General features: G+C 44.1%; 10 protein-coding genes. 6 read left to right on the forward strand and 4 right to left on the reverse strand.

What is annotated here, in order from left to right; translation table 11 throughout:
- The first annotated feature begins 7 nt into the window (after nt 1–7).
- The 3 genes from QUD85_RS06480 to QUD85_RS06490 all read left to right on the forward strand — a co-directional run bounded on the left by QUD85_RS06480 (nt 8) and on the right by QUD85_RS06490 (nt 3,836).
- Entirely contained in the window at nt 8–1,255 is a 1,248-nt protein-coding gene (locus QUD85_RS06480; RefSeq protein WP_245732119.1) for a hypothetical protein, read from the forward strand.
- 94 nt (nt 1,256–1,349) lie between these two features.
- On the forward strand, nt 1,350–1,976 hold the full coding sequence (locus QUD85_RS06485; RefSeq protein ID WP_093330169.1) for a DUF1294 domain-containing protein: 627 nt from the start codon (nt 1,350–1,352) through the stop codon (nt 1,974–1,976).
- A 162-nt stretch (nt 1,977–2,138) separates the two neighbouring features.
- Nucleotides 2,139–3,836 (forward strand): class I SAM-dependent methyltransferase, encoded by a 1,698-nt coding sequence (locus QUD85_RS06490; RefSeq protein ID WP_177168904.1) that lies wholly within the window; start codon nt 2,139–2,141, stop codon nt 3,834–3,836.
- Nucleotides 3,837–3,905: 69 nt separating this feature from the next.
- Here QUD85_RS06490 and QUD85_RS06495 read toward each other — a convergent pair whose 3' ends face one another.
- The gene (locus QUD85_RS06495; RefSeq protein ID WP_093330174.1) at nt 3,906–4,727 is read right to left on the reverse strand and encodes a LytR/AlgR family response regulator transcription factor; all 822 of its coding nucleotides are present in this window, start codon (nt 4,725–4,727) and stop codon (nt 3,906–3,908) included.
- Nucleotides 4,728–4,754: 27 nt separating this feature from the next.
- A complete protein-coding gene (locus QUD85_RS06500; protein WP_143047955.1) occupies nt 4,755–5,921 on the reverse strand; it encodes a sensor histidine kinase in 1,167 nt (388 codons plus the stop codon).
- 417 nt (nt 5,922–6,338) lie between these two features.
- Between QUD85_RS06500 and QUD85_RS06505 the strand changes: the two genes are divergently transcribed.
- From QUD85_RS06505 to QUD85_RS06515, 3 genes are all read left to right on the forward strand, one after another.
- On the forward strand, nt 6,339–14,036 hold the full coding sequence (locus QUD85_RS06505; RefSeq protein WP_286219637.1) for a carbohydrate binding domain-containing protein: 7,698 nt from the start codon (nt 6,339–6,341) through the stop codon (nt 14,034–14,036).
- Nucleotides 14,037–14,151: 115 nt separating this feature from the next.
- Entirely contained in the window at nt 14,152–17,157 is a 3,006-nt protein-coding gene (locus QUD85_RS06510) for a TonB-dependent receptor (RefSeq protein WP_093329089.1), read from the forward strand.
- Between the two features lie 100 nt (nt 17,158–17,257).
- The gene (locus QUD85_RS06515; RefSeq protein WP_093329087.1) at nt 17,258–20,566 is read left to right on the forward strand and encodes a di-heme oxidoredictase family protein; all 3,309 of its coding nucleotides are present in this window, start codon (nt 17,258–17,260) and stop codon (nt 20,564–20,566) included.
- A 63-nt stretch (nt 20,567–20,629) separates the two neighbouring features.
- Here the strand turns inward: QUD85_RS06515 and QUD85_RS06520 are convergent, their stop codons facing one another.
- Together QUD85_RS06520 and QUD85_RS06525 are read right to left on the reverse strand one after the other, a co-directional pair.
- Nucleotides 20,630–21,550 (reverse strand): glycoside hydrolase family 17 protein, encoded by a 921-nt coding sequence (locus QUD85_RS06520; RefSeq protein WP_093329085.1) that lies wholly within the window; start codon nt 21,548–21,550, stop codon nt 20,630–20,632.
- A gap of 40 nt (nt 21,551–21,590) precedes the next feature.
- Nucleotides 21,591–22,478, reverse strand: coding sequence for a glycoside hydrolase family 17 protein (locus QUD85_RS06525; protein ID WP_093329084.1), 888 nt, complete (start codon nt 22,476–22,478; stop codon nt 21,591–21,593).
- Nucleotides 22,479–22,480 lie beyond the last annotated feature (2 nt).

Raw genomic sequence — 22,480 nt, forward strand, 5'->3', positions numbered from 1 at the left:
GGTTGTCATGATAAAAACAATAATTACAACATCATGTGTTTGCCTTTCAACTCTCTACCTTTCTGCAGCTGTAGGTGCAGAACTTTCAGTAAAAGGTATTGTTGATGTTAGGGTGAGTTCTACCGATTCAATTACCAGTAATTTACACGGTGGCTATGGTAAGTTTTCTAGTAACGATGGTATTGGCTTATCGCTTGCTCAGTTAGGCGGAGAACTGTCGGCTGAATGGGATTCAGGTGTAAGCGCCCATGCTATAGGCAATGGCTATGTTGACGACCAAGAATCAACCTTTGGCATTACCGAAGCCTTTGTACGATACAAAACCTTGCCGAATGAATCCGGCTATCGCTTTGCCACAAAAGCTGGCATTTTCTATCCTGACATATCACTTGAAAACAACGCTACGGCGTGGGCTACGCAACATACGTTAAATTCATCGAGTTTAAATACCTGGGTGGGTGAAGAAATACGCGCGCTAGGCACAGAATTTAAACTAACAAGGCTAGGGCGGTTTCATCAAAACAATTTTGACCTTAACTTAACGGTAAGTGCTTATGTCAGTAATGATCCGCTAGGGGCGCTCATTTCTTGGCGTGGTTGGAGCATTTCTCAGCGCCAAACGCTGTGGAATGAAAAGCGTCCTCTTCCTGATTTTCTTGCTAATAGACCGGGTAATTCGTTAGAAACACAAGCGTCAGTAACCGACCCATTTTTAGAAATTGACGGTCGCATTGGTTATCACGTAAAAGGCGATATTGCCTTTCACCAAAAAGGTGAACTGTCGTTTGGTTATTACGACAACAACGCACAACCCTATAAACAAGACAACGGCCAGTATGCTTGGAAAACCCGTTTCTACCACGCTGGCATAAAATGGCGCTTACCACTGGATATTAGATTAACCGCCCAATACTTAGTGGGGGATACGCTGATGCAAAGCCCGCAGCAGGTGGATATGGTAGACAACGACTACCATAGTGGCTTTGTTATGCTTTCAAAGCGCGTAAACAGGCATAGTGGCGCACTGCGAGTAGAAAACTTTTCAGTTACCGACAACGATCCAGTGGCAGACGATAACAACAACGAAGACGGCAACGCCATTACCTTAAACTACACTTACCGCATAACCAAACCTTGGTTTATCTCCGCTGAATACATATGGATTAACAGCGACCGCTTCGCGCGCACCTACGTTAATGAACCAGAATCTCTCACCGAGAAACAATTCCAATTAGCCATGCGCTATTTTTTTTAATATAAACAAACAAATAGTCAGGGAAGTTTGCTAAAGTAGCGCGTGTGCTAAGTCAGCAATAGTCACAATCTCATTAGTAGTAAAAGGAGTAATAATGAGAGCAAAAGGAACGGTTGTTCGATGGAACGACGACAAAGCGTTTGGCTTTGTAAAACCAGCCCATGGAGGCAAAGATCTCTTTCTTCACAAAAATGCGCTTCAAACCAAATCACGAACGCCTAAAATAGGTGAGAGTCTACTTTATACTGAGGGGGTGGATAAACAGGGTAGAATGTGCATTTTAAACGCAACCTATCCAGGTGAACTAGTCCGCCCTGCAACCTTGCCTGTAAGGCGCAAGAAAACAAAACCAGCGTCTTTAAAAGCCGTTTACTTAGCGTTTTCATTTCTCATCGGATTGATGGTGGCTGCGCAGTTAGACTATATCGGCAAACACTTGATGTATTGGTACGCAGGTTTATCATTCTTTACTTTTTTAATGTATTGGAGTGACAAATCAAAAGCCTCGAATGGCGGTTGGCGCACACCAGAAGCAAATTTACATTTCGTTGCCCTAATTGGCGGTTGGCCGGGCGCAGCTATTGCACAACAAATATTACGACATAAAACAAGCAAGGAATCGTTTCAATTGAGCTTTTGGTTTACCGTGATCGTTAATATTGGCATTTTGTGCTATTTATTGTCACCTTATGCCGACCCAAGTTTGAAACAGATTTTATAATGCAAGTCTACTGCAGCATAGAAAATATTATTAGTAATTGAATATTGGTATTCAGTTTATTTTGAATGATTGGTTTCATATAACATCATAGAAACTACTTCATTTATTACGATAAATGATATAGAAATATCAATATCATACTTGATTAATGAAATGAGTAGCTTGAGCAAAAATATAACGTTTTATTCAGTCAATGCTGAATCTCTCACGACACAATACAATAGTATTTCATTTGAATCAGTTCATAAAGATTGGCTAGATGAAATTCCTAAAGAAGGGATGGTGCTAGATGTAGGCGCCGGCTCTGGCCGTGATGCACGTTTTTTAGCGTCTAAAGGGCTGAGTGTTGTAGCTGTAGAACCAGCAGATGGTATTCGTGACCTTGCTTTGCAATATGGAATAGAAAAGCCAATTCATTGGATATCTGATACGCTACCAGACCTATCTAAAATATTTGCACTACAAATAAAGTTTGATTTAATCCTGTTAAGTGCAGTTTGGATGCACATTGCTCCTAACTCTCGTCAAAGAGCTTTTAGAAAGCTAAGTTCTTTACTCAAGCCCAATGGGAAATTAGTCATCTCCTTAAGGCATGGCCCCTGCTATGATGAGCGAACAATGCATGACGTATCGGCTGATGAATTAGCTCAATATGCAAGTCAATATGGCCTCACGTATAAACTGTTAGGGCCGTTATCACAAAGCGATGAAATGGGTCGCGAAGATGTTAGATGGCAAACGGTGTTACTTACGCTACCTGATGATGGTACTGGTGCGTTTCCGTTAATTCGTAATATCGTTGTTAATGATAACAAATCATCAACTTACAAAGTCGCTTTATTAAGAACATTACTGCGTATAGCTGAAGGTCATCCTGGGGCAGTCATCGAACAAACTGATGAGTATGTAGTCTTACCTGTAGGATTGGTTGCTTTGTATTGGATGAAACTCTATAAGCCTTTAATTGAACAATACGAAATGCAACAAAACAGCAATAGCAGTAAGGGGCTTGGGTTTATTAAAGCTAATGGTTGGCATCAGTTAAGTTCATTATCTAGCAATGACTTTTATATCGGGGCTAGTTACTTCGACACAGAAATAGTACAAGCGTTATATCGAACCCTCAAGGATATAAGTTCAACGGTTAAAAATATGCCAGCAAAATACACCACTTTGCCAGGGACAAAGGATGCTGTATTTCAGGTTGAACTAAGTACCCCGAAGAAACCAACTAAACAGCTTATCTTAGATTTTGAGTTTCTATCGTCGTTAGGCAAGTTTATCGTTCCAAAACATATCTGGGATTCATTATCTCGCTTCAGTGTTTGGATTGAACCCGCTTTAGTAAATGAATGGTCGTCATTAATGGCGGGTTACGCAATGAACCAAGAGAAACAATTTTCAAAGTTAGATTTTTTGAACGCGCTGAATTGGCATGAGCCTGAACGCACAACGTCTCGCATTAGAAAGAGGGTAAATGACCTATTAACGTCGGAAAATGTTTACTGTTGTTGGTCAGGAAAAAATTTGAATGTAACCGACTTTGCTGTTGATCACGCTTTTCCTTTTGCTCGCTGGCCCAATAATGATTTATGGAATTTATTACCTACTAATACAAAAATAAACGCCCAAAAATCAGATAAGTTACCTACGGGTTTAAAGTTAGTTGAATCAAGGGAGTTAATTATTCAATGGTGGAAGCAAGGATGGCAAATGAATCAAACAGAGTTTTTTAGCCAAGCTAACCTAGCATTGCCAAATCTAAATCCATACAACGCTAACTTTGATGATGTATTTGACGCGTTTACGTTACAAAGAGATCGAATTAAAGACTTTCAGCAACTTCAAGATTGGTACTAATGAGGCTAAATCTATTTTAGTGAGTTTCAGAGCTGCTTTGAAACTTTAAGGCTCAAAAAAACATACTGTTTACAAAACTTCATCACCATTTTTCTTACCAGGATTTAACTGCAAGTACTCTCTAATCGCTTCTTTGTAGGTTCTGCTGACTTTTACGCGCTCTTGCGCACCAAGTTCAACAAAGTATTCGCCCTTGGGTAGGGATTGTACTTTGGAGATAAAGTTTAAGTTGATGATGGTGGAGCGGTGTACGCGTTTGAAGTTGGCGGGCTCAAGTTGTTTTAGCAGCTCGGTTAACGAGGTGCGTTTAATATGGGTTTCGCCATTGGCGTGCAAACAACAGTAATCGCCAGCGGCATCTATCCATTTGATTTCATCTTGCTTTAATACCGTGATTTGGTCGCCATCTTTTACCACGATTTTTTTATCATCCTGGGCTGTGTGCTGATAGTTGTGGTCTTTATGGCTGCGAATAGCTTCAATGGCGTTAAGTAGGTTGTATTTTTCTTTTGATTTGTCGTGCTGAGCAAAACGCTCTTGTGCGCGGTGTACTGCGCGAGCAAGGAGTTCGTCGTCTAGTGGTTTAAGGATGTAATCTACTGCGTTGACCTTAAAGGCATCAAGCGCATATTGTTCGTATGCTGTGGCAAATACTACCATGGGGGTGAGCTCTGACTGGGTATTATGAATCACTTCAAAACCGTTGATTTTCGGCATATCGATATCTAAAAACACAAGATCGGGTTCTAGGTCTAGAATGGCAGCAATAGCTTCTTTACCATTTTTGCATTTGGCAATGACGTCGATATTGTCAAACTTGCCTAGTTTGGCCTCCATTAAGCTTAATGCTAATGGTTCGTCGTCGACGATGATTGTTCTTATTTTTGTCATATCTTTTACCTTGTCGATGCAATAGCGCTATGCGTCTAAAGCGGCGCGTTCAAATGGAATGGTGATATGTGTTTTAAATCGTCCTTCAGTTAGCTCAAAACTGAGTTTGTGCTGTTTTGGGTATAGCGCATCAAGTCGTGATGCAATGTTCTCCATACCGATACTTCTGTTTTGTTTCTCTTGTGTTGAATCGACACCTTCGTAGCTATCTTTGCCGGTGTCACACAGCTCTATTTTAAGTTGGCTGCCAAGCAATCGAACCGTTACGTAGATAGTGCCGCCGTCTTCACTTTTTGAAATGGCGTGCTTCATTGAATTTTCAATAATAGGCTGAAGTAGCAGGCTCGGAATTAACCCTTCTTCGGCGTCTTGATCAACCCGCAGGTCGATTGATAAACGATCGCCAAAACGAATTTTTTCGATATCTAAATACAGCATCAAAGCGTTTATTTCTTGTTGCACCGTTACTCTAGATTCTGGATCATGATCTAATAAGTAGCGTAAGAATTTACTGAGCTTCACCACCGATTGCTGCGCTAATTCGCCTTGCTTCATTTCTATCAATGCATTCACTGAATTAAGCGCGTTCGATAAAAAGTGCGGGCTCAGCTGATAACGCAACATTTTAAGCTGAGCGTCACGAGCTATAGCCTGTGCTTCCACACGCTTAACATACTCTTCTTGAATTTTATGTTGTGAATCCAACAAAATTTGATGTTCGCGCTGCAGCAATTGATAGTACATCAAGCCATGGAACATTGCGGTCCAACAAAGGTATATAAAGATGCCACTAAAATACCAGCCGCCAAAGTTCCACCAAATATCTTGCTCGCCGGTAAGGGCTCTAAACAGCAACATACGCGCGATTGTCCAGGCAAAGGAAATGGCGAATATAAGCGCAAGACCAACCCATAAACGAAACTCGTTGGTTTGATACCAGATAGCGATAAAGGATTTTTGTAAAAAGATAGAAAGGGCAAGGCCAATGCCAGACTGCAGGATAACATGGAGGAAATAAGAGAACTGATACTGTTCAAACCAAATGTTCAAGGTACCGTATGAAACAAGCCCAATAAACACCCAAAACCCAACCTGACAATACCAGAACATTTTTTCTGGCGCTTGGCCGAGTGTCTGTTTTATGAGTAATGCTACATTCTGTTCAACTCGCTGCATTGCTTTGCTACGTCTCAAAAATCCACCTGTCTCATATTAATTGTAAAGAAAAAAACAAAAATACCTATCGCCTCCAGTCCGCTTCAACCTGTTAAGCGACCAACTTAGCGAATTTCAGTGTCTAATGATTACTCAACTTTTGCAAGTGAACCCTGTTTTTAAGGGGGAAAGGTTTTAGAGCAAATACTTGAAAAATGTGGCCTTTAAACGCCTTTTTTGTCTGCATTTTAAGGGAAAGTCCGCTTTGACTTCTGCCAAATCCGCCTTATCGAATTCTACATTCCTATTGCAATCTGACGTGTTACAACAGTATTGGAGAAAAATTGCAGTAATAACAACAACAGTATTAACAACAGCTTTTTGGCTATCAAAATGCATACGTATGCAAATGTGTAAGCAGTATGAAGCTAGAGATGAAATCAGCGGGAGAAACCTATGTTTAAAGGTCGGGCATTTACGCTTAAGCGACTGACAACATTGATGGTCACCACAGCGGCACTAGTAAGTTGTGGTGGTGATGACATATCTACTGAAACTACGATCACGGAAATAGATACAAGAACGCCGAGCCAGGATTGGCAACTGGTGTGGAGTGATGAATTTGATAACTCCTCATTAGATATGGGCAAGTGGTCGTTTGAAATAAATTGTGATGGTGGTGGTAATAGTGAAGAACAATGTTATACCGATTCACCAGAAAACCTATTTATTGAAGACGGTATACTAAACATCGTAGCGAGGCCTACAGAAGCAGGTTCAGGCCTAACCAAACCTTACACATCTTCACGAATCGTGACTCGCGGCAAGGGTGACTTTACCTACGGCCGTGTTGAAGTGCGCGCTAAAGCGCCTCGTGGTCAAGGTTCTTGGGCAGCAGCTTGGCTGATGCCAACAGATTCAGTTTACGGTACATGGCCACTGTCGGGTGAAATCGATTTGGTTGAGTGGGTAAACATCGGCGAAGTAAGAGCCGATGGTGATGTTGATAATCACGCGCACGGTACCTTACATTACGGCCCAATGCAGGGCGGTACACACAGTTTTACTGGTACTGAATACGCCTTACCTAATGCTTCTCCTGCTGACGAATTCCACGTTTATGCCATAGAGTGGGAAGAAGGCGAGATTCGTTGGTACATCGATGATGTACTTTATGCCTACCAACGTGATTCAAAAGTCACTTACAGAGCGTCAGACGGCGCAGCGGCTGGTTTAAGTGAAACTGGTTGGTACACACAAATTATCAATGAAGAAGATGAGTCGGAAATCGTTTATGAAAAAGCGCCGTATGATCAAGACTTCTTCATTATCTTAAACAACGCGGTTGGTGGTAACTGGGCCGGCCGTACTCACCAAGCAGCCAATTACACAGTAGGTGATGCAAACGGCACTATCGCACGCGGTGTTGACCCTGCGGCGTATGTTGATGGTAACGCTTACCAAGTGGACTATGTACGTGTATATGAATGTGCAAAAGACCCTGTAACAGGTAAAGGTTGTGCCACGATTAGTTCTGATTACTATGCCGATACATTTGTAACAGGTGCTGCGCCGGTTCCGATCCCGCCGGTTATTCCAGTACCTGTAGGTGTTGATTTATATACGGAAGAAAAGTCTGCTTGGGACCTAGTCGGTGCTGAGTACGCTGAACTTATTGATTCAGGCGACGAAGAATACGGCGAAGTGATTGAATTCACGGTTACCGACGATACCGGTGAAATCGGTTTGTCGGGCGCTGCGTATGACGCGACATTACTGCCAGATGACGCTTTAGTTGAATTTGACTTAAGAGTAGTTTCGCAGCCTACTGACACAACAGCAGAATGGCTATTCAAAGTAGAATACGAAATGGCTGAAGACAGCGGCGAAAAATCGTTAGGTGTTGATGCAAATGACGAAGAAGCCACTGAGCTTGGCGCAGTCGTGTTAACGCTTGCAGAGAGCCTTGAGGGCATGTCACCTGAAACAGGTGTGTGGCAGCACTACTCATTTGAACTTGGCCAATTAAGAGCGCTAGGTTTAAACAGTGAAAAAGTACGTTCTGTAAAAGTATTTCCTACTGTAGGCAAAGGTAGCGGCGCGGTTTTCCAAGTAGATAACGTAACGATTGGTGCGGCTTTTGAAGGTGCCGAGCTATTGTTATTTGCTGATGAAGAAAACCCAAATTGGCCTATGTGGGACGACCAGGTATCTAAAGGCATCAGCGATGTTCCGCCGGTTGTTGTGGTTGATGAAGACGCTACATATGGCAACGTTGCTGAGTTCTATATCTATGAAAATTCAGTAGTTGGTTTCACGGTTCGTCAAGACCAAGGCGGTTCAGGTTACCCGTTTGATGCAAGTTCTTTAGCGTTGACCGGTGCGATTGAATTCGACTTGAAACTTATCGACCCACCAGCAAATCCTAATGCGCCATGGTATTTAAAATTAGAATCTAATGGTGGTACTAACCTAGGTGGTACAGCGGTAGATTACCGTTTACCAGAGCCACCTGTACAAGGTGAGTGGACGCGTTATTCAGTATCGCTAAATTCGCTTTTACAAAAAGGCTTAGACATTTCAGCCATTGATATAGCACTAGTGTTCCCACAGTGGGGTCAAGGTAATGGTGCAAGATTCCGCATTGATAACATGATCATTCACTCAACTACGGTTGAAGATGGTGGTGGAAGCGATGTAAAAGGCCCAGATACAACGGTCTATCAAGAGCTGTTTACCTTATACGATGATGCCGTACGCAGCGGTTGGACGTTATGGGATTGTTGTGCATTCTTACCTCAAGTAGAAGTTGTAGACGACGAAGAGCATAACTATGCTGTTGAATTCACTATTGGTGCGGGCCCTGAAGGCGGCACAGTAGTAGGCTTCTGGGGCAGAAGCTCTGGTGAAAAACTAGACTTATCGCCGATTACAAGTAATGGTGTGCTGCGCTTTGACCTAAAAGTCATGACAATGCCAGAAGATGAAAACACTGCTTGGTTATTAAAAGTAGAAAGTTCTAATGCTACAGGTAATACTTTTGCAGAACTTAACCTAACAGATAGTAAGCAGGGTGTTGCACCAACTTTAGGCGAATGGCAAACCTATTCATTCCCATTAGTCGATTTAGCGGGCGCAGGTTTAAACCTGACAGAAGTTGACCTATTCATGATATTCCCTGAGTGGATTAAAGGTTTAGGCTCAGTTTATCGTATCGACAACGTGTTTATTGGTATCCCTGAAGGTGACGAAAATCCTTACGGTGAAGGCACTGGCGGCGGCACTGGTGGTGGCGACGATCAAGATGATGGTGGCGACACAGGCGGTGACGACGGTGGTAACCAAGAAATCGGCGTAGAGCTTATTGAAAACTCTGACTTTAGCAGCAGCAATGGTTGGGGTGGTACAGATGGCATGGTGGAAAGCATTGCTAATGGTATCTTCTCTGCAGATGTTGCAGTGGCAGGTAACCCTTGGGATGTTAGCTTGAAGCAAAACATGGCATTACTGGCTAACGCAACATACACATTAACATTTGATGCACGTTCAGATGACAGCCGTTCAATTATCGCTGGTCTTGGTTTAGACGAAGCACCTTGGACAAACGTTGCTGAAACGGTATCACTAACACCAGAGTGGACAACTTATACCTTCACCATGACTATCGCCGAATGGGGCATCAACAATAGCCGTGTATTCTTCGATATGGGTGCAGAAGCTGGTCAGGTTCAACTAGACAATGTCAGTGTTGTATTAGTTGAAGGCGGCACAGGCGGCGACGATAATTCTGGTGAAGATCCAGTTGCAGGTGAACTATTAACTAACTCTGCATTTGATAGCAGTGACGGTTGGGGCGGTACAGACGGCATGGTAGAAAGCATTGCCAACGGTATTTTCTCTGCCGACGTAGCAGTTGCTGGTAACCCATGGGATGTTAGCTTGAAACAAAACCTAACCTTGGTTGCTGACACGGACTACGTACTAACGTTCGATGCACGTTCAGACGATAGCCGTTCAATCATTGCAGGTCTTGGCTTAGACCAAGACCCATGGACTAACGTAACTGAAACCGTAAACCTAACCACAGAGTGGGCGACTTACACCGTTAACTTAACTACGACAGGCTTTGGTGGCGAAAATAACCGTGTCTTCTTCGACATGGGTGCAGAAGCTGGTCAAGTGCAGTTAGATAACGTGAGCCTAATGGTTGCATCAGGTGACGATAATTCAGACGACGAAGGTAACGGTGACGTAGTAGTAACAGTTGCTCCAGCGTCAATCTTTGAAGAAGCTATGTTAGCGAACTGGGCTGGTTGGGACTGCTGTGCAGGCTCAACACCAAGTATCGTTGCTGACGACGAAGCGCACGGCATGGTAACCGAGTTTATGGTAAACGGTGACACTGTGCTTGGTTTCAATGGTCGTGACAATGGAGGTGCATTAGACGCAAGCGGCGTATCAACCTTTAGTTTTGATATGAAAGTTACGTCTTTGCCAACGCAAAATGACGCCCCTTGGTTACTGAAAATCGAATCAGGTGACGCAACAAGCTATGTAGAAGTTAATTTAAGCACAAGCGCTGAAGGCGTGGTGCCAAGCGAAGGCGTATGGCAAACCTACACCTTTGCTATGGCAGATTTAGCTGCAGCAGGTGTTAACTTCAATGCAGCTAACATTGACATCGTAATGGTATTCCCAGCTTGGGGCCAAGGCGCTGGCGCGGTATACCGTATCGACAATGTAAGTTTCAGCGGTGAATCAAGCGGTGACGAAGGCGGTAATGATGAAGGTGGCGAAGATCCGGCACCTGAACCAGAGCCTTCAACAGAGCTAGTAGGTAACTCATCTTTCGATAGCAGTGAAGGTTGGGGTGGTACTGACGGCATGGCAGAAAGCATTGTTGACGGTATCTTCTCAGCGAACGTAGCAGTAGCAGGTAACCCTTGGGATGTTAGCTTGAAGCAAAACCTAACCTTGGTTGCTGATACAGATTATGTATTAACGTTTGATGCACGTTCAGACGATAGCCGTTCAATCATTGCCGGTCTTGGCTTAGACCAAGACCCTTGGACGAATGTTACTGAAACAGTCAACCTAACGACTGAGTGGACTACGTATACGCTTTACCTAACAACCACTGGCTTTGGCGGCGAAAACAACCGTGTTTTCTTTGACATGGGTGCAGAAGCAGGTCAAGTGCAGTTAGACAATGTAAGCCTAATGCTTGCATCAGGTGATGATTCAGGTGATGAAGGCGGCAGTGATGTTGTTGTAACCGTTGCTCCAGCGTCTTTATTTGAAGAAGCAGTGCTTGATAACTGGGCAAGTTGGGACTGCTGTGCAGGTTCAACGCCAACTGTTGTAGCTGATGATGAAGCACACGGTATGGTGACAGAGTTCACGGTAAATGGTGACACAGTATTAGGCTTTATGGGTCGTGACAACGGTGGTGCTTTAGACGCTAGCGGTGTATCAACCTTTAGCTTTGAAATGAAAGTTACCTCTCTCCCAACACAAACAGATGCGCCTTGGTTACTGAAAATAGAATCAGGTGATGCAGCAAGCTATGTTGAAGTAAACCTAAGCACGAGTGCTGAAGGTGTAGTACCAAGCGAAGGTGTATGGCAAACCTATACCTTTGCTGTGGCAGACCTAGTAGCCGCAGGTGTTAACTTCAATCCAGCGAACATTGATGTTGTGATGGTATTCCCAGCATGGGGTCAAGGTGCAGGTGCGGTATACCGTATCGACAACGTGACCTTTAGTGGTGAAGCAAGTAACGACGATGAAGGTGATGTAGGTGGCGAAGCAGGTGCAGAATTATTAGTTAATAATGGTTTTGATAGCGCCGACAACTGGGGTGGAACAGATGGCATGGCAGAAAGTATTGCTAATGGTATCTTCTCTGCTGATGTTGCAGTTGCAGGCAACGCTTGGGACGTTAGCTTGAAGCAAAATGTTGATCTAATGGTTGATACTGCTTATGTCCTTACCTTTGATGCACGTTCAGATGACAGTCGTTCAGTGATTGCAGGTCTGGGGTTAGATGAAGCGCCTTGGAATAATGTGATTGAAACGGTTGCACTAACTACTGAGTGGGTAACATATACAGTTAACCTAACTACGAATGGCTTTGGTGGCGCAAACAACCGTGTCTTCTTTGACATGGGCGCAGAAGCTGGCCAAGTTGAATTAGACAACGTGAGCTTAGTATTAGCAGACGCTGGTGAAGGTGATGGCGGCGTAGATCCAGGTAACGACGGTTTATCTGCATACTGTCACGCGCAAGTATTCCACTTTGGCAACTCAGATATTGCTAACTCAGCAGCGCTATTAACCATTGAAAATGTTGACGCAACTACTATGAAAATTACCGTTGCTCCAGCAACAGATGATTTGATTGATGTACTAGTAATTGCCGGTGCTCATGGTGGTACGCCTGGCGCACAAGACACGTCAGTGGCAGGTACAATCAGCCAAACACTATCTTGGGATAGTGCACCAACAGAGGTTAGCTTAAACATTCTTTGGAGCCATGAATCTTTCGAAGGTAACTGGCAACTAAGTGAGTCTGACGTAACTGTGCCATTCGCAGCAAGCTGTTCTGGCGGCGGTGACGAAGGCGGTAATGATGAAGGTGGCGAAGATCCGGCACCTGAACCAGAGCCATCAGCAGAGCTACTAGGTAACTCATCTTTCGATAGTAGTGAAGGTTGGGGTGGTACTGACGGCATGGCAGAAAGCATTGTTGACGGTATCTTCTCAGCAAACGTAGCAGTAGCAGGTAACCCTTGGGATGTTAGCTTGAAGCAAAACCTAACCTTGGTTGCTGATACAGATTATGTATTAACGTTTGATGCACGTTCAGACGATAGCCGTTCAATCATTGCCGGTCTTGGCTTAGACCAAGACCCTTGGACGAATGTTACTGAAACAGTCAACCTAACGACTGAGTGGACTACGTATACGCTTTACCTAACAACCACTGGCTTTGGCGGCGAAAACAACCGTGTTTTCTTTGACATGGGTGCAGAAGCAGGTCAAGTGCAGTTAGACAATGTAAGCCTAATGCTTGCATCAGGTGATGATTCAGGTGATGAAGGCGGCAGTGATGTTGTTGTAACCGTTGCTCCAGCGTCTTTATTTGAAGAAGCAGTGCTTGATAACTGGGCAAGTTGGGACTGCTGTGCAGGTTCAACGCCAACTGTTGTAGCTGATGATGAAGCACACGGTATGGTGACAGAGTTCACGGTAAATGGTGACACAGTATTAGGCTTTATGGGTCGTGACAACGGTGGTGCTTTAGACGCTAGCGGTGTATCAACCTTTAGCTTTGAAATGAAAGTTACCTCTCTCCCAACACAAACAGATGCGCCTTGGTTACTGAAAATAGAATCAGGTGATGCAGCAAGCTATGTTGAAGTAAACCTAAGCACGAGTGCTGAAGGTGTAGTACCAAGCGAAGGTGTATGGCAAACCTATACCTTTGCTGTGGCAGACCTAGTAGCCGCAGGTGTTAACTTCAATCCAGCGAACATTGATGTTGTGATGGTATTCCCAGCATGGGGTCAAGGTGCAGGTGCGGTATACCGTATCGACAACGTGACCTTTAGTGGTGAAGCAAGTAACGACGACGAAGGCGGCGATGTAAACCCTGCGCCTTCAGGTGCAGCTGCAATCGACTTTGAAACAGTAGGCAACGCGTTTACGTGGACTACTTTTGAAAACGATTCAAACCCAGCGTTAGAAATCGTTTCTAACCCTTCTTCAGACGGCGTTAATAGCTCAGCAAATGTCGCTAAAATCACAGCACTAGCAGCGGGTCAACCGTGGGTTGGCGTTGAATCTGCGCACGGTGATTTTGGCCCATTAACGTTAGATGCTAATAACAGCACGGTAAAAATAATGGTGTACAAGTCGGTGATCAGTGATGTCGGCATTAAGTTTGCTATCGCAAACGGTGGCGCACAGCCTGAAATTAAAGTGTCAAACACTGTGGTAAATCAGTGGGAAGAATTGACCTTTGATTTCTCGCCTTACATTGGATTAACCGAAGCGATTGATATTGACCAAATTATTATCTTCCCAGATTTTGATTTATCGGGTCGAGAGCAAGATAACGTTGTGTATTTCGACAACATTAGCTTTCAGTAATTGAGTCTAGGCAACACGCCTAATGTTAATTGAACTTTGATACAACCAAGCCCCTTTGCTGTCCCGTCGGGAGAGCAAAGGGCCAAAATAAAATAAGAAGGTCATTGTGAAAAAGATGAACTTAAAAATTAATAAAATATCGTTGTCAGTGCTGTTGGCTCTTGGCTCAACCATGTTAATGCCTAGTTATGCTTTTGCGCAGGAAGAAGACGCTGCGCAGGCAGAAAATCAAGAACCAGAACTAGAGGTTATTGAAATTAAGGGTATTCGCGGCAGTATGATCCGTTCGATGGATCTTAAACGTGACGCGTCAGGTATTGTCGATGCGATATCTGCAGAAGAAATGGGTAAATTCCCAGACACTAACTTAGCTGAATCGTTAGGACGTATTACCGGTGTATCTGTTAGTCGTCAAAACGGTGAAGGTAGCCAAATCACGGTACGTGGTTTTGGACCAGAATTTAACCTTGTGACGCTAAACGGCCGTCAAATGCCAGGTACCGGTTTTACGCGTTCATTTAGTTTTGAAAACTTATCGTCTGAAGGCGTAAGTGCTTTAGAAATTCAAAAATCGGCGCGCGCTGAAACACCAACGGGTGGTTTGGGTGCAACGGTTAATATCGTGACAACAAAACCTCTGTCTAATCCGGGCACGCAAGGCTCGTTTATGGCAAAAGGTATTTACGATGAATCAAACGTAAAATATGACGATATCACGCCAGAAATTGCTGGTGTGGTTAGTAGTACCATGTTTGACGATATGTTTGGTGTGTCGTTAAGTTTTTCACACCAACGCCGCGATTTTCGTAAGCAACAAGCTAATATTCAAGGTTGGCAATACGGTGAAGTCGTTTATGAAGAAAACGATGCGGGCGACATGGTACCGGTTGAAAAGGGTATAGGTCGTTTACCTACGCTAGATGAAAGCCGATTTGTTGACCCAAGAGCGGTTGACGGTAACGGTGAACGCGTTGGCGCACATTACTTTCCAAAGGATATGAACTTTGGTTATGAAGACGTGCGTCGCGAGCGTAACAATGGTCAGTTAACACTGCAATTTGAACCGTTTGAAGGATTACGTTTTACTGCCGATTACACAGCAACGCAGGCTACTACAGCGGTAGAGTCTTATGGTTGGGGTATTTGGAACAACTTTGGCTCAAACATCATAGGTTATGAGCTCGATGCAAACGGTACGGCTGTTTATGCTGATATTGCAGGTGACGATGGTTCATTTACGGCAAGTAAGGGCACTACAGAGGTAGATAATTCGTCGCTTGGTTTCAATATGGATTGGCAGCTTACCGACAACATCAATGTGGTACTAGACTACCATGACTCAAGCAGTAAAGTAGACAATGGCGCAGATAGCGGCAGTGGTAGCCAAGGCCAAGTGATTTTAGGATCGGACAAATTGACGTCTAAAATCTTCGATTATCGAAATGGCGATATTCCACATTACACCATTAATTGGGACAACGGCACCAATGAATTAATGGCAAGCGAGATAGATTCAAACTTTAGCCAGTTTATTCATTCGCCGGGTGAATCTGAAATCGAACAAGTACAGTTGCATTTTACTTGGGCAACAGACATGGAATACCTGACGGTTGTTAAGTTTGGTGCTGCGCGCACTGACCAATCACTAACTGCACGCAATGGCTGGAGTGGCCTGCGCGGTGGCCCAGGTTTTAATCCAAGTTTCACTGCGATTTTCCCTGATGACATGTTTATCCAACAAAGCACTAGTGGCTTTTTGGATCAATTCAAAAGTGGTGGCGACAACCTAGCGCCTCATTATTTCTATACCTTTGACTTTGACGAAGCGGTATCACGTCAATTAGCGGTACTAACAGAAGACCTTATGGGTGATAACGTATACACCACGGACCCATATTTTGCTCAAGATATCTCGAGTCGCGTAGACGAAGTTACAGATAGTTTTTATGTTCAAACCGATTTTGAATTTGAAATTGGTGAGATGTACTTAGGCGTTAATGCCGGTTTACGTTACGAAACAACTGACGTGAGCAGCCCGTCAGAGGACAATGTACCTCAGCAAGTTAATTGGGTATCAGCAGGTGAGTGGATTACCATTTACCAAGCAGATCCAGTGCCAAGCTCTAATTCATCATCGTATGACATCTTGTTGCCAATGATTGACTTCAAACTAGATGTTACCGACGACATTGTGGCGCGTTTATCATTAGGTAAAACCATGACGCGCTCTGGCTTAGGTAACTTGTTAGGCGGTACTTCTTATACGGGCAGCCCGAAGATTGGTGCGCGTACAGGCTCTCGTGGTAATACAGCGCTGAAGCCGTTTGTGTCGAACAACATCGATCTTTCATTTGAATATTACTATGAAGAGGGTAGCTACCTATCGATTGGTTTGTTTAAGAAAGACGTAGACGACTGGATAGCGAGCTCTACCTTAAACACAACCTTAGATGGCGTACATGACATCTATTTAGGTGAGCGTTGGAACCAAGCCGTTAACCAAATTGAACAACGTGGTGAAGTTGCCACTGATTCAGCTATTTTCCAACAATTTTTGGTGAATGGTTACGGTAACGCCGATGGAGCAATCGAAGCCGATCCTGCGACAGACCCACTCTTAGATTGGAGCATTAGCTCGCCAGAAAACGTCGATAAACGTTCAGTACAAGGTGCTGAATTTGCGATGCAACACCTTATCGGTGATACAGGTTTTGGTTTTGCTGTGAATGCAACATTTGTTAATGGTGACGTTGAATATGACCCATATATCAATGCCGAGCAGCCAGTTCTGCCAGGTTTAAGTGATTCAGCTAACTTACAGCTGTTTTACGACCTAGACGGACTATCTGTGAAAGCAACTTACTCTTGGCGTGATAAGTACCTGATTGGTTTAGGCCAAGCACAAGGTACAACGGAGGATTCACCGCCGCAATACGCTAAGCAATATGGTCAATGGGACATCAGTGTTAACTATGACGTTACAGAAAATATCACCGTATTCTTAGAGGGCGTGAACATTAATAACGAAACGGAAGTAGGTTATGGCCGTTTTGAGAATCAGTTCTTGTACGCACGCCAATATGGACCTCGTTACGCTCTAGGCGGTAGATTCAAGTTTTAACCGTCTCTCTCACAGCCATCGCTTTGCGATGGCTTTTTTTTAACGAATATTAGCGACCAGCCAAAACAACTATGGCTGATCGCCGAAATTAGGTATTCGCATGATGTTTAAAAGCAAAGCACGAGATTTTGTGTGCATGGCAACAATTGTATTGCTATCTGGGTGTGGTGGTGGCAGTGATTCACCGCAACAAGAGGTTGAGCCAACACCAACGGTATCGCCCGATACCTTAGCTCCTGTCATTATTTTAAATGGTGATGAATATATTGAAATTACCCAAGGGGATGTATTTGAAGACCCTGGGGCAACGGTATCTGATAACCGCGATACCAATGTAACTTTAGTTGTTTCAGGGAGTGTAGACACTGATGTCGTGGGGCAGTATCAACTAACCTATAGCGCCGAAGATAGTGCCGGTAACAAGACTGAAAAAGTGCGCACTGTCGAGGTAATGGCTGCGCCAGAACCTGAACCAGAACCGGAGCCAGAACCAGAAATAGTCAATGTTATTGTGCAAGCACAAGACTATATTAACTATTCAGATTCAGATGCTGGCAATAATGGCGGTCAGTATCGCAATGATGACGTTGATATAGAAGCCACCACTGATACCAATGGTGAATACAATGTCGGTTGGACGGTAAGAGATGAATGGCTTGAATATTCTCTTGAAACCTCAAAAGCAAGCTATCAAGTGAGTGCACGAGTGGCCTCGCTTGTTGGTGGTGGTCAGTTTCGGTTAAGCATTAATGGTAAACAAATAACTTCGGAGATATTGCCTAATACTGGTGCATGGCAAACTTACCAAACGGTGCAAGTGGGCGCGTTTGCACTAGAAGAGGGTACACATACCTTAAGGCTTACCGTGATTACCGGTGATTTTAATTTAAACTGGCTAGCATTTGATGTAGTTGCAGACCAAGATGCAGATGGCGTTGCAGATACTAATGATAGTTGTCCTGATACGCAAGCAGGCGCTGATGTTAATGACATCGGTTGCCCAGATTCTGATGGTGACGGCGTTGATGATAGTGTTGATATTTGCCCTGACACTCCAGCAGACGATATCGTAGATGCCGAGGGGTGCACAGTGGTGCAACCGCAAGATGAAGTTGCTGCGCAAAACAATATATTAGTCGGCGGTGAAGATACCTCTAAACCGGGCTATAGCTTGTATGTGTTTGATAATGACTTGGGTCAAAGTGGCAGTACTTGTACTGGAGCGTGCCAGCAAAATTGGCCGCCACTATTGCTTGTAGATGACGCCCCTTCTGGTGTTAGTCAGCTTAATACGATCACCCGTAGCGATGGTTCGAAACAAGTCACTTATGACGGTAGGCCGCTATATTTTTACATTGGTGATGATAATCCCGGTGACACTAACGGTAACAGTGGCCCATGGCATATTGTTGAGCTTGGCCTAGTGGGGGATTTTGTTGCCCTATTTAATAGTGCCACCAAACTTGCCCCTGTCGCTTCATTTATGCGAGAAGACGGCGTTGCTGTTACTCGTTTAGCCGATAGAGGCCGCGATCGTCATGCCAAAGACATTACTTTCCAAGATCATTATGACCACTTTCTAGCTCATTATTGGGAGTATCGTACAGCCCGTATTCAACTGGAAGATTATACGCCGCTGGGGCAAAGTCTAATTCGCGTTACTTGGATTACCGAAGCAGAGCTTGGTGCTAGAGAATTTAGGGTATGGTACAACGGCTTAACGGCGACAGGTCAGTTTAACTTCAACCCTCAAAAAGAAGAGGAGAAAGTTAATCCGGCAGAAACTGGCACTGTGTATGTTGGACGTGGCACATGGGACGAAAACTTTGTCAAAGTGAGTGAAGAGGGGCATCAGTTTAAATACACGTTAGATATTGTTGACGAGTGGCAGTCAAATGGTCCGATTATTCCTCTGACAACTGGCAGAAGAATGGAGTTTGAAGCGAGTCAGTTCCTACTCGCACCGCCGGCAGGTACGCGTTTAAACTATTATGGTACAACGTTTTTGTACCTGACAGGTCAGCCTGGCGTACATCCGTTCGAATGGGATAGAAACGAATATGACGATAGTTACCCAATTCCAGAAAAAGGCTTATCAGGAGGCGGCACGACACTAGGTTACAACTATAGTGAAGAGCCAGCGGGTCGCTTTATGGGGATGGCGACGAATATGAGCGCGGAGAATGCTCAGCCATGGGTAGAAGGGCGCAGAGTGCATCATACTGATTTTGAAACCGGTGAGCACGATGAACGTTTAGATAACATCATTTGGACAGAGCAAATTGACAAAGCCGGTCCGCATTACATCAATCAAGCATGTGCTAATTGCCATATTCGTAATGGTCGCGCTTTAGTGGCTGATGTTGGTGGTAGTTTAGATAAATGGGTATTTAAAATTGGTGATGAAAATGGCGAGCCAGATCCTCTGAAGGGGCGCGTTCTTCAACCTGAAATAGCTGATGGCGTATCAGGCGTACCCAGTGAGGGCGATGTCACATTAGGTGCTTGGACCGAGCTTGAAAACGGCTTACGTTCGCCTAACTATGTGTTTACCGGCGGCACACCTGTTAAATTTTCTGCTCGTATCGCGCCACAACTGGTTGGTTTAGGCTTGTTGGAGGCAATTACAGAAACCGATATTTTGGCTTGGGAAGATGCTGATGATAGCGACAACGATGGTATATCTGGGCGCGTGTCTCAGGTAGCAGATCCGGTTACAGGTGATAAACGTGTTGGTCGCTTTGGTTACAAGGCAAGTACCGCAAGTTTGTTGCACCAAGTTGCTGCTGCCTTTAATACGGATATCGGTGTTATGACATCGGTTATGCCAACACCTGATTGTGGTGAAAACCAAGTGGGGTGCGGTACGGCAGGCGCAGAGCTAGACGATGAGAATCTCAACAAGCTTGTAAAATACGTGGCGTTACTTGGCGTGCCAGCAAGACGAAACTATGACGATGTGGCGGGTGAAAACCTGTTTAATCAAATAGGTTGTAATGACTGTCATCGCGCAAGCTTTACCACATCGCCTTATCATCCATTGGCAGAGTTACGCAGCCAGACAATTTATCCTTACACTGACATGTTGTTACATGACATGGGTGAAGGGTTAGCGGACAACCTTGCGGATGGCAGTGCAAGTGGCGCGGAATGGCGTACAGCACCGCTTTGGGGATTAGGTCACGCGGTTGATGTTATGGTACGAGACGACAAGGCGAACGATTCGGTGTCGTTGGCGCAAAGTGCTAGCGATATAAACCGTGTTGGCTTCTTGCATGATGGAAGAGCCAGAACTATCGAAGAAGCAATCTTATGGCATGGTGGCGAAGGTTTAGCGTCTAAACAGGCCTATGAAGCGCTGAATGATAGCGAAAAAGCTTCAGTGTTAGCGTTTTTAAACTCATTGTAATAGTAGTAGACACAAAAAAGGGAGTGCTTAGTTATCTAAGCACTCCCTTTTTTTATATTGGCGTTATGACTTTTCTCTTAATGCCAGTTTTGGTTGACGTTTTACGTCATAGATGCCCCAATGCTTCTCAGGCTCATTAACATCGTCAGAGCCTTTCCAAGGTTCATCAAATGCTTCAAAGATAAAGGTGGTAATTTGATTGTCCTTGCTCCACTGCAACAACTGCTGATAGTAGATAGATTGTAATTCTGGTGACGCATTCCATACATCGATACCACGGCCATTAGACGAGGTAGTCCAGCCAGCTTCGGTGATAACGATCTGTTTGCCTGGATACTGATTGGCGACACTTTGATAGTTTTCAATGGTGTAAGCTAACGCATTTTCTATTGTTTGATATTCCCAAGCTGGGTAGGTGTGAATAGAAATAAAATCGAGTACATCTGCAAGTGGTTGCAGCTTTTGGCACCAAGGCACGTAGTTTTCGCAAAAGGTTACGGGCTGTTTTACCTGTGATTTAACCTTTTGTGCGTAGTACACTAAGCGTTCAACTGGCACTAAATGATCTGTCCAATCAACACTTGCTTCGTTTCCAATAGACACAGCCGCAATAATGTCAGGGTAGTCATTGGCAAACATGATCAGTTTATCGATTTGCGCTTCATTGGCGGCTTGGTTGTTAGCAAGTTCATCTTCACTAAATACTGAGCCCCATGGGCAATTAGGATTGCTTTGCTCTGCACCAATGTCCGCACCTAGCATTAATTTAAAAGGTAGATTTTCTTGTTGAATCACATCGATAACGATTTGCGCGTGAGGGCCGCAATCATACAGTCTTAAGTAGCACCAATCGTTTTGTAGAATCAACAAGTCTTCTTTCACTTGTTGATATGTCGGGTAAATACCTTCTCTTGGGTTTTGACCGTCGCGATAGCCGGAGTAGCATATCGCTGACGCAAAAGGGAGTGTTGTATTGCTATTCATCTGTTGTGTACCAATATTATTATTTATTATGTTTTTTCGATTAAGCGAATTTATAGTTGCCTAGGGTATCCCATAGCCCCCAATGCGCGCCGACACCGCCTTCGTCTTCCACTTTCCAACTTTCGTTGAAAGAAGAAAAATAAAAGACATCAATATTGTCTTCGCCTGCCCATTGGTAAGTGCCAATAAAGTACTTCATCGCGTTGCTATAGCTGGGCACTGCACCCCATTCACTAGGGCCTTGATCAGGCCAACCAGTTTCAGTAATGATGACTTTTTTACCGTTAGCGATTCTTCTTGCGCGCCTGTACATGTCTTTCATGTATAAAATTGAATATTCAAGGGCGCAACCTTCCCAAAATGGGTAGCAATTTGCCAAAATAACATCGCAGTTCTTAGTAATTTCTGGATGATCTTCAAACTCATAATAGGCATCTACATAGCCTACCTCGATATCAGGTAAGGCAGCTTTAACGCGTTGAATATATTCAATAAGTTGGCTCTCAGACAGTTCTTCGCGCAGTAAAACTTCATTACCAACAGCTGCAATGTCAACGAGTCCTGCTTTTCCTAGCTTAATTAGATTGTCGATTTCTTTTTCGTTGTTTTCCAAATCATCGTCAAGCCAAGCTCCAACGAGTGTTTTTAAACCTATTTCCTTGGCAGCTTGCGGGATTAATTCGTTTCCTTTACTACAAGAAAAACTTCTAATCCACTTAACATTAGGCGCGATCATCGCCAAACGGGCTTCTATCTGCGCTTTATCTACTGGATCTCCCGGTTTTTGTTCAGGTCCGTAGGGGCTGAAAGAAATGCCGTGAATTTTCTCCTCAAGAATATCCTGAGTAAGATTTTTTAAGCGCTGCTCCGGTAGATCGATTACGTTCATTCCGGTCAGTGACATATATTTTTTCTTTTGCTTAGACATAC

Origin of the sequence: Thalassotalea agarivorans (assembly GCF_030295955.1) — a bacterium.
GTDB classification, from domain to species: Bacteria; Pseudomonadota; Gammaproteobacteria; order Enterobacterales; family Alteromonadaceae; genus Thalassotalea_D; species Thalassotalea_D agarivorans.